The organism is Peribacillus sp. TH14, assembly GCF_016651145.1.
Classification (GTDB): domain Bacteria; phylum Bacillota; class Bacilli; order Bacillales; family DSM-1321; genus Peribacillus; species Peribacillus butanolivorans.
Map to the genome: position 1 here is coordinate 118,909 of NZ_JAEKEK010000001.1, position 14,348 is coordinate 133,256.

Annotated in this window: 13 protein-coding genes; 3 read left to right on the top strand and 10 right to left on the bottom strand. The window is 37.4% G+C overall.

What is annotated here, in order from left to right; translation table 11 throughout:
• Positions 1-1,018: 1,018 nt before the first annotated feature.
• Together JFU50_RS00725 and JFU50_RS00730 are read left to right on the top strand one after the other, a co-directional pair.
• Positions 1,019-1,465, top strand: coding sequence for a DUF1641 domain-containing protein (locus JFU50_RS00725; RefSeq protein WP_201221344.1), 447 nt, complete (start codon positions 1,019-1,021; stop codon positions 1,463-1,465).
• 38 nt (positions 1,466-1,503) lie between these two features.
• Entirely contained in the window at positions 1,504-2,685 is a 1,182-nt protein-coding gene (locus tag JFU50_RS00730) for an NAD(P)/FAD-dependent oxidoreductase (RefSeq protein ID WP_201221346.1), read from the top strand.
• A gap of 453 nt (positions 2,686-3,138) precedes the next feature.
• On the opposite strand, the gene chbG is transcribed toward JFU50_RS00730, so the two are convergent.
• From chbG to JFU50_RS00755, 5 genes are read right to left on the bottom strand one after another with little or no spacing between them, the layout of a single operon-like run.
• Positions 3,139-3,867: a chitin disaccharide deacetylase gene (gene chbG / locus JFU50_RS00735; protein WP_201221348.1), complete on the bottom strand. Its 729-nt coding sequence runs from the start codon at positions 3,865-3,867 to the stop codon at positions 3,139-3,141.
• On the bottom strand, positions 3,864-5,207 hold the full coding sequence (locus JFU50_RS00740) for a 6-phospho-beta-glucosidase (RefSeq protein ID WP_053345416.1): 1,344 nt from the start codon (positions 5,205-5,207) through the stop codon (positions 3,864-3,866). Before JFU50_RS00740 ends, chbG begins: the two co-directional genes overlap by 4 nt.
• Entirely contained in the window at positions 5,204-5,551 is a 348-nt protein-coding gene (locus JFU50_RS00745; RefSeq protein ID WP_056526942.1) for a PTS lactose/cellobiose transporter subunit IIA, read from the bottom strand. Before JFU50_RS00745 ends, JFU50_RS00740 begins: the two co-directional genes overlap by 4 nt.
• A 16-nt stretch (positions 5,552-5,567) precedes the next feature.
• Positions 5,568-6,917, bottom strand: a complete 1,350-nt coding sequence (locus JFU50_RS00750; RefSeq protein ID WP_201221350.1) for a PTS sugar transporter subunit IIC — start codon at positions 6,915-6,917, stop codon at positions 5,568-5,570.
• Positions 6,918-6,921: 4 nt separating this feature from the next.
• A complete protein-coding gene (locus JFU50_RS00755; protein ID WP_053348020.1) occupies positions 6,922-7,230 on the bottom strand; it encodes a PTS sugar transporter subunit IIB in 309 nt (102 codons plus the stop codon).
• Between the two features lie 294 nt (positions 7,231-7,524).
• Here JFU50_RS00755 and JFU50_RS00760 point away from each other — a divergent pair, with 294 nt between their 5' ends.
• Complete coding sequence (locus tag JFU50_RS00760; RefSeq protein WP_201224986.1) at positions 7,525-8,241, top strand: GntR family transcriptional regulator; 717 nt, start codon at positions 7,525-7,527, stop codon at positions 8,239-8,241.
• 360 nt (positions 8,242-8,601) lie between these two features.
• Here the strand turns inward: JFU50_RS00760 and JFU50_RS00765 are convergent, their stop codons facing one another.
• The 5 genes from JFU50_RS00765 to JFU50_RS00785 form a co-directional block, all read right to left on the bottom strand.
• The gene (locus tag JFU50_RS00765) at positions 8,602-9,867 is read right to left on the bottom strand and encodes an L-lactate MFS transporter (RefSeq protein WP_201221352.1); all 1,266 of its coding nucleotides are present in this window, start codon (positions 9,865-9,867) and stop codon (positions 8,602-8,604) included.
• 328 nt (positions 9,868-10,195) lie between these two features.
• Entirely contained in the window at positions 10,196-10,801 is a 606-nt protein-coding gene (locus tag JFU50_RS00770; protein ID WP_201181358.1) for a methyltransferase, read from the bottom strand.
• 205 nt (positions 10,802-11,006) lie between these two features.
• Positions 11,007-11,816: an SDR family NAD(P)-dependent oxidoreductase gene (locus tag JFU50_RS00775; protein ID WP_098175292.1), complete on the bottom strand. Its 810-nt coding sequence runs from the start codon at positions 11,814-11,816 to the stop codon at positions 11,007-11,009.
• A 278-nt stretch (positions 11,817-12,094) separates the two neighbouring features.
• Entirely contained in the window at positions 12,095-12,460 is a 366-nt protein-coding gene (locus tag JFU50_RS00780; RefSeq protein WP_053345410.1) for a PqqD family protein, read from the bottom strand.
• Positions 12,450-14,342, bottom strand: a complete 1,893-nt coding sequence (locus JFU50_RS00785; RefSeq protein WP_201181360.1) for an OPT family oligopeptide transporter — start codon at positions 14,340-14,342, stop codon at positions 12,450-12,452. The genes JFU50_RS00780 and JFU50_RS00785 overlap by 11 nt, the downstream gene beginning before the upstream one ends.
• Positions 14,343-14,348 lie beyond the last annotated feature (6 nt).

A 14,348-nucleotide genomic window follows, 5' to 3' on the forward strand; every position in this document is an offset into this window, starting at 1 on the left:
TATCCCTACCTCCGTCGAAAACCAAAGATGCTCCTACCCAAGTTTCTTATCCTAGATAGGCTTTAGCATCCACCATGCACCTAACTTCGGTATTTACCTCAAGTGGTCCCTCCTACTTTTAATTTCAGTTGGATTTGAATATACTCACTGAGCTCACTGCTTTAAATTGCCTAGATCCGTTTGAAGAACTTTAACCTCAGAGATTTTTTTGAAAAGTTTTCGTGTTTGAAAGCTTTTATACGCTTTTGACACTCAAGATTAAACCAAAAGCACAAGGAAGTAAGTAATATCCACATTCGAAATTTAATTCCCTAGAAATGAAGCATAAACGATAATCCAAAATAAAAAACAATTTAATGAAGTAAAAATTATACTATCTACCTCATTCCTCTCACTTGCGGATCCAAGATTACCTCAAAATGTATTTTTGATATTTAGAAATGCATTAATAAAATCCCTTTCCTGAATATATCAACGATAAGATAAGAAAAGAAAAAAACTTTATTAAGTAAGGATCTGTGCCTCATTTACTTATCTTTTCGTCTTGAACAACTGGTCAGCAAAAGCCGCAAGAAGTTCATGGTTCCTCTTTGACTTTTTTCTCATATGAACAAAATAATTAGTTTCTAAAAAATCCTGAATAACAACTATAAATTCTAGTAATCCTAATGACATGGAGTACACGTGAAAACGTCCAATTATTATTTGTTTGGTACTAACATTATTTCAAGGAAGTAAAGTGTCTCCTATTTTTGGTGTAAAATGCTGTTACTGAGGAGGAAGAAGTCTATTTAAATCCCCATGGAAATAAGTGTTATACATAGAATACTTCTAATGTTTTCTTGAAATATTAAGATGAATGATAAATCCCAAATACTAACTTAAATTAATAACTTTAAAGTTATATTCATAACATAAAAAATATATTTGAAATTAAGTGTCTAGAGTCGTATGATAAGTAGTGAAGATTTAAATTTAATACAAAGCAAATTAAGTTTAACGTAAAGGGGAAATAGATATGGTAGATGTAGCTTCAAAAACAAAGCCTGAACAAGAATCATTTAATTTCACTGCAAACCAAGAACAACTGGATATTCTGGATCAGCTTTTAAAGCCTGAGGTTCAGGAATCATTGAATACTTTAGTTGAGCAATTGCCAAAATTGACTGAACTAGTAAGTATCTTGACAAAGTCTTATGATTTTGCTCAATCAGTAGCAACTGATGAAGTATTAAAAAAGGATACGGTTAGTGCGATTACAGAAATCGCTGTACCTGTAGTTGATTCAGTGAAAGGGCTTGCGACTAATGCAATCGAAGCTAAAGATCGTGCAGAAGAAAACAATGATGTAATCGGTCTTTTCGGTTTGTTAAGAATGATGAAAGACCCACAAGCACAAAAGCTTTTCCGTTTCGCGAGTGCTTTTCTTGAAATTTCAGCAGAACGAAATAGTCTAAAAAAATAAATCTTTAAACTTTCAATTAGTAAGGACGGGGGATTAATATGTCAAAACAAATCGTCATTTTAGGTGCAGGCTATGCTGGATTACTATCTGCATTAACTGTTCGTGAATATTTTAATAAAGATGAAGTCCAAGTAACAGTGGTGAACCAATACCCAACACACCAAATCATCACAGAACTTCACCGTCTTGCAGGCGGATCAATTTCTGAACCAGCTGTTTCAATACCTTTAGAGAAACTTTTCAAAGGAAAAGATATCGATCTTACCATTTCGAAAGTGGAATCTTTCTCAGTAGATAAAAAAGAAGTAAAACTTTCTAATGGTTCTACTTTATCATACGATGCTCTTGTTGTAGCTTTAGGTAGCCAAACAGGATTCTTTGGTATTCCAGGACTTGAAGAAAATAGCATGGTGCTAAAATCTGTAAATGATGCTAACAAAATTTACAAACATATCGAAGATCGTATTCGTGAATATGCACAAACAAAAAATGAAGCAGATGCAACGATTGTAATCGGCGGCGGTGGATTAACTGGCGTTGAGTTAGTCGGTGAAATCGTTGATCATTTCCCTAAAATCGCTAAACAATTTGGCGTAGACTTCAAAGACTTGAAAATCAAGCTTGTTGAAGCTGGTCCAAAAATCCTTCCAGTATTACCTGATCCTTTAATTGAACGTGCAGTGGTAAGCTTAGAAGCACGTGGCGTTGAATTCTTAACAGGTCTGCCTGTAACGGGTGTTAAAGGAAATGAAATTGCTTTGAAAGATGGACAAACTATCATTGCTAATACGCTTGTTTGGACTGGTGGCGTTGCTGCTCTTCCTATCGTTGGTGAATCAGGTCTTGAAGTAGATCGTGGTAAAGCAACTGTTAATGAGTATCTACAATCTAAATCTCATAATGACGTATTTGTTGTAGGAGATAGTGCTGTTGCTTTCCCTCCAGAAGGTGGCCGCCCATACGCACCAACTGCACAAAATGCTTGGCAAATGGGAGAACTTGTTGGTTACAACCTATATGCAGCATTAGAAGGCAAAAAACTAGAAGAATTTTCACCTGTAAACTCAGGAACACTTGCTAGCCTTGGTCGTAAGGATGCTGTTGCTACAGTTGGAGCTAATAACACCCCACTTAAAGGTCTACCAGCTTCATTAATGAAAGAAGCAAGTAATGTTCGTTACCTGTCTCATATTAAGGCAATGTTCAGCCTTGCTTATTAAGTGAAATGTTGAACTAAAGAAATGTAATATTGCACTATGATTGAAAGCTTCCATTTTAAATGATTATTTTTAAATGGAAGCTTGGAAATCGAGTATTCCATGAACTGGAACAAGGGGAACGTGAAGTAAAATAAATGATTGCTTGATCGAGGGTCATACTCACAATAGCTATTCTAGATATTTTTTCTCAGTCCCGTGGTCCAGTTCATATAGATTATTAAGGATTTTTCATTGATACGTCTGCAACTACACCAAAAACTTCAACCCAAGTCTCTTGGCTTTCCTCCCCTACTTCACAAATCCTGAACAGAAGATACCTACATAACCCCCCCCATTTAGAGAAATTCCATACATTATCTAAGGATAGAAAGAGACCATTCATCCTTGAGATGAATGGTCCCTTTTTGAAAGTCGATAAAATATAGAAACAATCTTTGCCCCTAAAAGAACCTACTAAATAACTTGGTTGATGCCAAATCTAAGGATAAAACCCTCTGGCAATCTTGCGTTTGTCAAAATCCTGGTCTCCTTTAAGCGATTACTATTATAGGAAGATACTTGCATCAAATCTTCATCCATATAAGCAGGATGAGTCATTATTTCCACACTTTGCCCATCGATTACCCGACCCTTGAGATTATGAAAATAATCTTCAACCACCGTTTCTCCATAAAAATCATCAAGAAAAACATCTGTAACGGTTTGGACACCAGCAAAATGTTTTCCAGCATTACGCACAGGAAGTTGATATTTCTCTGTCAGATTTTTTACAACCGGCAGAAAATTTTCAATCCCGTGTACATGATGATGGCTGTCTAAATGAGACGGATAAAGACCAAATTCTAAAAATCTTTCAATCTGAGCTGACCACTCTCTTTCCAATTCAAGCAAAGAAATGTCGGCTGGTTCACCATATACCACCCCTTGTTTCTTGAAGTGTCCGGAATCGTCAATTAAACTCGGCACATCGCTCAACAAAGGTGTCCCCCATGTCAATACCAAGTGTATACCGACTTTCAACGAGGGCGTCCTCTTTGCGATTTCAATCGCATGCTCCGTTGCTTTTGCATTCATCATGATTGTTGTTGAATTGACAATTCCATATTTGTGGCTATCCAAAATTCCATAATTTACTGATTTAGTTAACCCGAAATCATCTGCATTTACAAGAACTTCAATCATGATAGGTTATCCTGCAATTCCTTTTTTTCAAAAAACTGTGGCAAGAAATCTTTATGCGCCTCAAGCATTTCATCTAAAATAAGTTTCGCAACCCGGTCACTTGGAACGAGAGGATTAATCGTCATAGCAAGCAATGCAGTATCATAGTTACCTGAGATTGCAGCTTCGATGGACACTCTTTCAAATGACTTGATTTGCTGGATTAGACCACGAATCGCCACTGGAAGCTCTCCTACGTTAATTGGTTTCGGACCATCCTTAGTAATCACACAGCTAATTTCAATAGCCGAACCATACGGAATTCCCTCAATTGCACCATGGTTGATAGTATTTACCGCTTGAATGTCACACTTATCCGAATGCATCGAGCAAATTAAACGCACTGCTGCATCGCTGTAGTAAGCGCCTCCTCGCTCTTCAAGCTGTGGTGGCTTAATAGCCAGCCCCTTGTCTTTGTATAGCTCGAATAATCCTTCTTCAAGCTTTTGAACCACCTCAGCGCGTGTTTCTCCTTTTTCAGCATCCTTCAACTCTTGAGCAAGCACATCTCCTGTTTTGTAATAGTAGTTGTGGTATGGACAAGGGAACAAATTTAAAGCTCTAAGGAATTCTGGCTCCCAGCCCATTGCGTGAATATTCTTCATTGTAACGGCTTTAGCTGGATCTGTTATCAGATTAATGATTTGATCTTTCACACTTTTCCCATCAACGAATACATCGAGGCCGTAAACCATATGGTTCAAACCAGCAAAGTCGATCCGCACTCTTGAGGGCTCCACGTTCATTAAATCGGCTACTCCACGCTCCATACCAATCGGTACATTGCAAAGTCCGATGACTTTGGTAATATTACTGTGACGTAACACAGCTTCCGTTACCATACCAGCAGGGTTTGTGAAGTTAATCAACCATGCATCCGGACAAACTTCCTCCATCTCACGAGCTATATCAAGAATAATAGGAATTGTTCTAAATGCCTTGAAAAGTCCACCTGGTCCGTTCGTCTCCTGTCCAATAACTCCGTGTTTCAGTGGAATCTTTTCATCAAGAGCCCTAGCAGCGAGCTGACCAACACGTAGCTGAGTTGTTACATAGTCAGCTCCTTTAAGCGCTTTCTTTCTGTCTAATGTTAGATGAACATCAATCTTTACACCAGCCTTTTCAACCATCCTTCTTGCCAAGTCCCCAACAATTTCAAGCTTTTCCTTTCCCGCTTCGATATCCACAAGCCAAATCTCGCTTACAGGAAGCTCTTCATGGTATTTAATAAAACCTTCAATCAGTTCCGGCGTATAGCTCGAGCCGCCGCCAATTGTGACAATTTTTAACCCCTTACTCATTCTGCTGTCCCCTCCTTCACAGCATCTGCATTTAAAAACTCTTCACGCAGATCAATCATTTCTATCGCAAGATCCTTTAACGTCATGGCTGTCATTAAATGATCCTGAGCATGCACGAGGAGAATTGGAAGGTCAAATTGGTCTCCCCCTGCTTCTGCATGGATTAATTGAGTTTGAAATTTATGGGCTTGTAATAATTCTGTTTCTGCCTCAGCGATTTTCAATCTAGCAGAATTAAATTCTTTTTTCTTCGCTTCTTGCATGGCTTCCATTGCGAAGCTTCTCGCATTTCCACTATATAAAATCAGTTGAAATGATAATTGGTATAATTCTTCTTTTTCCACTTTTATCACTACTTTCTTAAACGTTTAGCGTTTCTGAATCTTTTGTAAGCTCTGTTTTATTTTTTGTGTCTATCTTCACTTGGGCATAAACGAATGGTAAATAAATCACTGTTGAAATGACTAAATTTATAGCAGCTAATACCGCTCCCGACATATGTCCCCCAGTAGCAAGAAATCCTCCAATAATCGGTGGTGTAACCCAAGGTATCTTAGCGACAATTGGAAAAACCATTCCGCTACTTACTGCTATATAAGAAATAACTGTTGTAATTACTGGACCGAGGACAAATGGTATGAACCACATTGGGTTCAGAACAATAGGCAATCCAAATAGAATGGGTTCGTTAATCTGGAACACCCCTGGTGCCCCTCCAAGTGCAATCATCTGTTTATAACGTTTTCGGCCGGCAATGACCATTGCAATGATCAGACCCAATGTTGCTCCAGATCCACCTAAATAAACAAATGCATCTAGGAAAGAACCTGCCAGTACTCCGTATTGGTCCATATCTTTGACACCTTGTGCGTATAAATCAATATTTTTCACTCCCGAACTTTCAAAAAGCGGTGTTGTAATTCCACCAAGGATATTTGGTCCGTGTAAACCAATCATCCATAATAAATGAACAAGAAATACTAGTAAAATGGCAAATGGCAGTGAATCTACAGCACTTTGTAAGGGGGAGACAATTACTTTACTAAGCCAGTCATTTAATACCTGTCCATCTGTAACTTTACGGAAAAGTAGTCCGAACACACCAGCAAAAAAGATTGTTGCCATACCCGGCACTAACTTTGCAAATGAACGAGCTACTGCTGGTGGTACTCCATCAGGTAATTTAATGACTAAATATTTTACTCTTGAAAGTCTAACAAATATCTCTGTTGCTAAAAGGGCAACGACTATTCCTGTAAATAAGGCTGTTGCATTAAAATAATTTACGCTGACGAATCCCCACGCTCCACCTGTAACATCCTTATCATCGATGGTTAAAGTGACATTGCCGATTTGAGGCAATAATAAGAAAAAACAGGCTGCAGAAACCAACATTGCTTCAAAACCGTCATCCCCGTACGATCTTGCTAGTTTATAAGAAATACCGAACACAGCGAATACCGTCATAAACGCAAAGGTTCCAAACCAAATATCACTGCCAAGCGTATTCCATGCAGGGCCGAAAATGGCCTCCATCATTCTTCCATAAGGCTTGATGACTTGCCCAAGGTTATTAAACAGGACAGCAAACGACCCGATCATTGTAATCGCTATCATTCCAATCAACGTATCACGAATTGCAAGTAAATGACGGTTATTCCCTACCCTTACAGCTCCAGGCATAATATACTTATCAATAAAAGTCATCATATCCTTATTCTCCTTTTATTAAAGTAGTGGCTTGTTTTAGTACTTCTTCACCATTACATAGACCATAGAACATTGGATTGATGGTTGCGACTGGAATTCCTTTTTCTTTTCCTGCTTCCTGTAACTTAGAAAGAAGATATCGAACCTGTGGACCTAATAAAATGACATCAGCCTTATCCATTTCGTTGTTCACTTCTGCAGAACCAACAGCCCATATTTTACAATCTACTCCTTGTTTCTTTGCACTGTCTTCCATCTTGGTAACTAGCAAACTTGTAGACATTCCGGCTGAACAACATAATAAGATATTCATTGAAATTACCCCCTTTTTAATAATTGATTATTCTGTATTTTTACAATAAATGAAATCACACATTTTTTGCTTAACCAATGATTTGTCTTTTTCACATCACTCTCCTTAAAAGATAATTACTAAACTGGGTATTATTGCCTCTGTATTTATATTGTAGTTACAAATATAGAAAATATCAACACAAATTTTTACTTGTTACTACAAATTTATTATTTAATGTTGATTATTGAACTTATCCGAGATAATCTTAATGTATATATTGGAAAGAGTTAAGGAGGAATCACTTTGGAAACCATGAATAAAGAAGCGGCATTGCATTCCATAGTTAAGGAATCAATTATCGATCTAATAAAAAACGGCGAATATCAAACGAATACAAAATTACCAACTGAAGCGGAATTTTGTAAAATATACGGAGTAAGCAGGACAACAGTTCGCACTGCTTTACAGCAATTGACTGTCGAAGGCTATATCTATCGTGTTCAAGGCAAAGGGACTTTCGTTTCGGAAAATAAAGTGAAGCAATTTCTTACAAGCACGGTTGAAAAGTTCTCTGAGCAAGTCACGATGCAAGGGAAAAACCCCTCTACAAAGGTCATAAGCTTAAAGGTTATCGAAGCAAACGCTACCCTAGCCAATCTTTTCAAGCAAAACGTAGGTGATCCTGTCAATAAGCTAGAGCGTGTGCGTTACGTAAACGATGTCCCACTTCAATATGAAATAGCCTATCTCCCTTGGTACAAAACGCCTGGGCTGAATATTGAAGCCTGTGAAAAATCACTCTTTAGTGTGCTTGAAACACAGTTTAGTTTAAAAGTAAAAAAAACAGTCGAACACTTGGAATTTTCCCTTGCCGATGACTCCATTTCAGATAAGTTAGAAGTCCCTAATGGTTCACCCTGTTTTTCGTTAGAAACATACACATATGAGGATGATGGATCGGTTATTGAATTCTCTAAGACCCTCTTTAGAGGCGACCGTGCACACTTTGTTATTGAACGAAACTATTAAGTATTTAAACACTAAAAAAGACTGATACTTGCTTCAATAAGGCAATTCGTTTATTTATATGTAATTCTCTTAATCTAAGGAATATAATGTTCCCTATATTGTGCCATATGAAGTTTTCTCATTTTTAATTCATTTAAAAAGGTTAATTCAATATTTTATTTAATCATGGTTTTTCAAATACAAAAACACAGCAATCATTATAAAGATTGCTGTGGCTAATAATATAGACTTTACCAAGATTATTCTACAAAGCTTTAATATAAAAAGGTGTTTATTGCTGAACTCCAATTCATACTTATTTATGATTTCTCAATCCTTCGGAGATGTTTACATTCAATTAATAGACTTGTCAGGATATTATCAAACACCGATTTGTTTAATATCGTTAGTCTTGATATTTTTCAAGCGCTTTATATCCAAGCGAATCAATATAGAGATGATCAAAGCAACCACGAAAAAACCTGTGAAAACGATTAAGCTTTGGGAATAGCTACCTGTTGTTTCTCTAATCCATGAAGCGAACATCGGTCCAACAAGACCTGCTGCTGCCCATGCCGTTAAAATATACCCATGAATAGCACCTAACTGCTTTGTTCCGAACAAATCACCGATATACGCTGGAATCGAAGCAAACCCTCCCCCATAGCAGGTATAAATAATCGCTAATAAAATTTGAAAAACAACTGGATTATCCGTAAATGTCAAGAGTGGGAATGCGATGACTTGTATGGAAAAAAATACGGTATACGTATTCGGGCGACCAATGAAATCTGACACAGATGCCCAACCTATACGTCCAAGGCCATTAAAAGCACCAAGAACCCCAACTAGGGCAGCTGCCGCTACGGCACTCAATCCAATACTTTCCTGAGCAAGTGGAGATGCTGCTGAAATGATAGCAATCCCACAGGTAATATTAATAAACAGCATAAGCCAGAGATAATAAAAACGTTTTGTCTTTACTGCCTCGTTTGCCGTTAGTTGCGAAAGATCCTGCAATGGCTTCACTTTTCCCATTTTAATTTTTTCTTTATACCCATCAGGTAGCCAGTCTTTCTCCGGGGGCTCCAAGTAAAGAGATGAAGCTATCATTATAATAAAGTAAGCGGTTCCAAGAGTAAAAAAGGTATTAGCAATTCCAATAGAACCAATCAAACTTTGAATGATTGGTGAGTTAATCAGTGCCGCAAATCCAAAGCCCATAATGGCTAGACCAGTCGCTAGCCCCCTACGATCTGGAAACCACTTCACTAAAGTCGATACTGGGGCGATATACCCTACGCCAAGTCCGATTCCACCGAAAACTCCATATGCAATATAAAGTAAAGGCAATGATTCCATGTTGATCGCTACACCAGCACCCGATATACCTAAGCCAAAAAAAACGGCTGAGAGTATGCCAGCTTTTCTAGGACCATACTTTTCAACAAAATGTCCAAGAAATGCCGCGGATAGGCCAAGAAACAAAATTGCAATACTAAATGTTAAGCTAATATCAGTCAAATCCCATCCGAATTCACTTGCGAGTGGTTTCGTAAATACGCTCCAAGCATACACAGAACCAATCGACAGGTGAATCCCAACTGCCGAGGCAGCAATCAGCCACCGATTCTTTGTTTTTCCCATTTCTCCATCATCCCCCTTACAAAATAAACCGCAAATGATTATCTACCAGTGACAGAATCTGCGGTTAACTACTAGCAGGATCACCGCTGTTTACATCCTCATATCAATGAAGTGCACTTTTACTGGTAAAGTAACAGATTTCTGTCCTAGATATAAAATATCACAATTAAGTGAACTTTCTACAAAAATTATAATAAATAGATAAATTTCACAAGTTTTTTGAGTTTGGATAATTAAGGAGAAACTACCTTTCCTTCAATGCAAAATATCCATTTCGATTTGAAACTTTTTTTATGAATAGTTTACCTTCCAAAAAGAGTTTTGTTTACTATAACAATTGATATATGACAAATTTCTCATAAGGATTATGCTCAGACAAATCTGGTAACATTACTTCTTCTTTCATTTCAAAAGCGGTTTGATTTTCTAAGAAAAAGATATAATCTTTTGATCCATAAAATAAAACCAATTCGATTTCCCGTGGTTCCTTTTCGAATGAAAGCAATATATTATTAATGATTTTCATGAAAATTTGCACGGAAAACGGATTAAAGAAATAAAAACGATTGTCTCGCAAATCAATCTCGTAATTTTCTGCCAAACAACAATGAAATTCTATATTATCTTTGTTTTTATTCGTTTTTTTCATATACCTATATCGGTTTTCAATAGCTTCTATATAGAAAGTTCTATTCATTTCTACTCCAACAACAGAAGCTTGAAATAAGTAATGAATAAAGAAATTCAATCGCCCTTTACCACAACCAAAATCCACAATGCGATCACTACTTTTTAATTGATACTTCTTGAATAATTGTTCTAGTGCGCTATATGGCGTTGGCTCATAACGATGATAATGCAAAGACTTATTAAATTCCTTTTGTTCTCCTACTGTTTTGATGTTTAGCAATTCATCATAATATGTTTCTTTCATTAAGACACACCTGCTTAAATGGAATTGTGATTTTTCATGGTTTATTATATAAAAAAATTAATTTAATCGTAAGCCCTTGTTTATGTCGAGGATTGTATTTTTTCATTATTATTTTCATAAGATGCCTTCTAGCTAATGTTAAAAACCCCGAATGATGAAAGTGCTATTCGGGGTAAAGTTTATTATATGAATATCTACTCTATCGTTATTTCGACTGTGCTTTTGCTACAAATTCATTGAAATCGGAGATACTTGGGTTGGCCATATAGTGGCCGCCTTCCACCTGGATCGTCTGTCCTGTAATGAATTTTGACTCATCAGATGCAAGGAATACAACGGTATATCCGATATCATCCGCTTCACCGTGGTATGGCAATGCATTATACTTGGCAAATATATCGAGTACAGCTGGAGGAATATTATCCTTTGCTGCAGGAGTTAAAATAAGGCCTGGTGCCACACCATTGCAACGAATATGATCTTTACCATATTGTGCAGCGATATAACGAGTCAGGTTCACAACACCTGCTTTTGACGCGCCATAAGCTGATCGTACGGCATCGCCCGCAAACCCAGCCATTGATGCAGTATTGATAATGGAACCTCCACCTGCTTTAATCATGTGTGGAATAGCAAATCTGCTTCCTAATAGTACACTTTTCAAGTTTACATCCATAAGTCGATCCCATTCATCCAAATCTAAATTCACGACATCAAGATCTTTATGTAAGTTAGTTAAGCCAACATTATTAACTAGTACTGTAATAGTTCCGTATTGTTCTATTGTAAAGTCAACAGCAGCCTTAATCGAATCTGCCTGTCCAGCATCTAAAAATACTCCGGTTGCTTCTCCACCTTGTTTTTTAATGCTTTCTGCCGCTTCCTTAGCTCCTGCTTCATTAAAATCAGCTATCACGACTTTTGCGCCTTCTTTAGCCATTAATGTGGATATAGATAATCCAATACCAGATGCTCCACCTGTCACTAACGCTACTTTACCTTGTACTCTCCCCATAATTCTCCACCTGCTTTTCATGAATATAACGTTCTTACTTTTTTTTATTTATGCCCAACATGTCTAGAATACACCTACAATAAACAGATTACAAATAATTATACTCGTCGTTCATTTTTTAATATATAAATAGGTGTAACTTGAAATAATGAAATAAAATTCCTGACTACCTTGATATCATTTCGAATAATTATTCTATATGTTTTCTCTATACTAGACTTTCTTTCCAAAACAGCAAAAAACAAGCTGAAGCATCAAAATATGCTTCAGCTTGTTTTTCATTTCTCTTCATCTGCATCCCATATGATCCAATCATGAACCTCAAGAATTTCCAAAAATTTCATTAACCGTGGTAGGGCTGGTTCTGCTTCCTCACCAAAATGTTCGCTCATAGCTTCAGAAATCTGATTAACATTTCTTTGGAATTCCATTTGTTGAATAGCAAATGCTCCAAATTTATCTAGCTTGATTCGGCGAACTGAAGGCTGTTTGAAAAAACGAATCGTTATTCTTTCCACAAAATTGGTCCGTTGAATGATCAAAAAGGTTGCTTCCGAAGAATCATGTTCCAAAGTGACGCGTCTTTCCAAATGAGGAACCATTGTTAACAGATTCCTCTTTTGTGATTTGCGTTTACGAAGCATCTTCTTTTTTCCCTTTGCTAGATATGAACCAGAGCAATCCAGCTAGAGCAAGGAATAGTAAGAATGGAATCAGATTGCTTGCTAATTTCGCAGCAGCTGGAACTTGAACTCCTGCTGCAATCAATATTGCAATAAACACACCAATTAATGATTCTCCTGCTATTAATCCAGATGCAAATAATGTACCTCTATCTACTCGTGCTTTTAGTGCTTCTTTTGTTTTCGCGAAGTATTCAACGAAGAAACGTACAAATCCACCAATCATAATTGGGGCACTAGTATGAACTGGCAAGTAAATACCTACTGCAACAACTAGTGAATTTAGACCGAAAAACTCTAAAGTGATGGCAATGGCCGCACCGATAAAGATAAGGGTCCAAGGTAAGTCTCCTCCAAGAACACCTTCAGCAAGTATTTTCATAAGTGCCGCTTTAGGTGCAGGAAGTTCTGCAGATCCCATTGTATAGGCATTATCCATAAGAACTAGGATAAACCCAATCACTGATGCAGAAGCGACAACACCAATCATCATAGCAACTTGTTGTTTCCATGGCGTTCCACCTACGATATAACCTGTTTTTAAATCTTGAGAAACGTCACCTGAAACAGCAAGTGCTGTACAAATGATTGCAGCCACGGTTAAAGCGGCCACCATTCCCGTTGTACCTGTAAAACCAGTAGCTTTATAAACAATCGCTACAATTAATAGTGTGGCTATAGTCATTCCAGAAACAGGGGAAGAAGAACTTCCGACGATTCCAACAACCCTTGAAGCCACTGTTACGAATAAAAATCCAAAAATCGCAATTGCAATCGCACCGATGATTCCTACATCTGTTATAGGTGTGAAAGCAATGATTAAAATAACAATGATTGTTCCCAACCAAACGTATTTAGCTGGTATGTCTTTTTCAGTACGTATAGAACCAGATTTAAGATGTCCTTTATTAGCTTTTACGCCTTTAAGAGTATCAAAAACTGAACTGAAAAGAATAGGTAATGTTTTAATTAAAGTGATTAATCCACCAGTAGCAACTGCACCAGCTCCAATATAACGGATATAGTTATCCCATATTCCCCATGCGTCCAATTCACCGATTGGTACATCAGAAGGGAAAATAGCTGTTGTATTGGTGCTTCCAAAGAAACTAATTGCTGGTATAAGAACGACCCAGGCTAATAACCCTCCACCTAGCATTTGACCAGCAACACGTGGTCCAATGATATAACCTACTCCCAAAAGAGAAGGAAAGGCATCAAGACCAACTACTGCATTTTTAAAATTCGAAATTCCTGTTTCAACTTCTGTTTTGAAAAGCTTAAATCCATCACCAAGCGCTTTAACAACTCCACCGATTACTAATCCGGCTCCGATTAACTTGGCACTTGTACCACCTTTTTCACCTGACTTCAGTACTTCAGCACATGCCGTACCTTCAGGATAAGGTAATGTTTCATGTTCTCTCACAATTAAAAGTTGACGAAGGGGAACCATCATAAAGACTCCTAGGAATCCCCCCGTTAATACAACGAAAATGATAAATGCTTGACTCACTTCGATATCCCACATGAATAATGCTGGAATAGTAAATACAGCACCGGCACCAATGGCCTCACCTGCTGTGGTCATCGTTTGCACAATATTGTTCTCTAAAATTGAATCCCTACGAAAAATCCCTCTTAAAATAGCCATGGAGATTACCGCTGCGGGTATTGAAGCAGAGACAGTTAATCCAATAAGTAGGCCTAAGTATGCATTTGCTGCCCCAAATACGACGGCAAGAATAATCCCTAGAATTATAGCTGTTACAGTTAATTCTGGTAGAGATTTAGATGCAGATACGTACGGGACGAATTTACTTTCTTTTGAATTGTTCGACAATTTAGC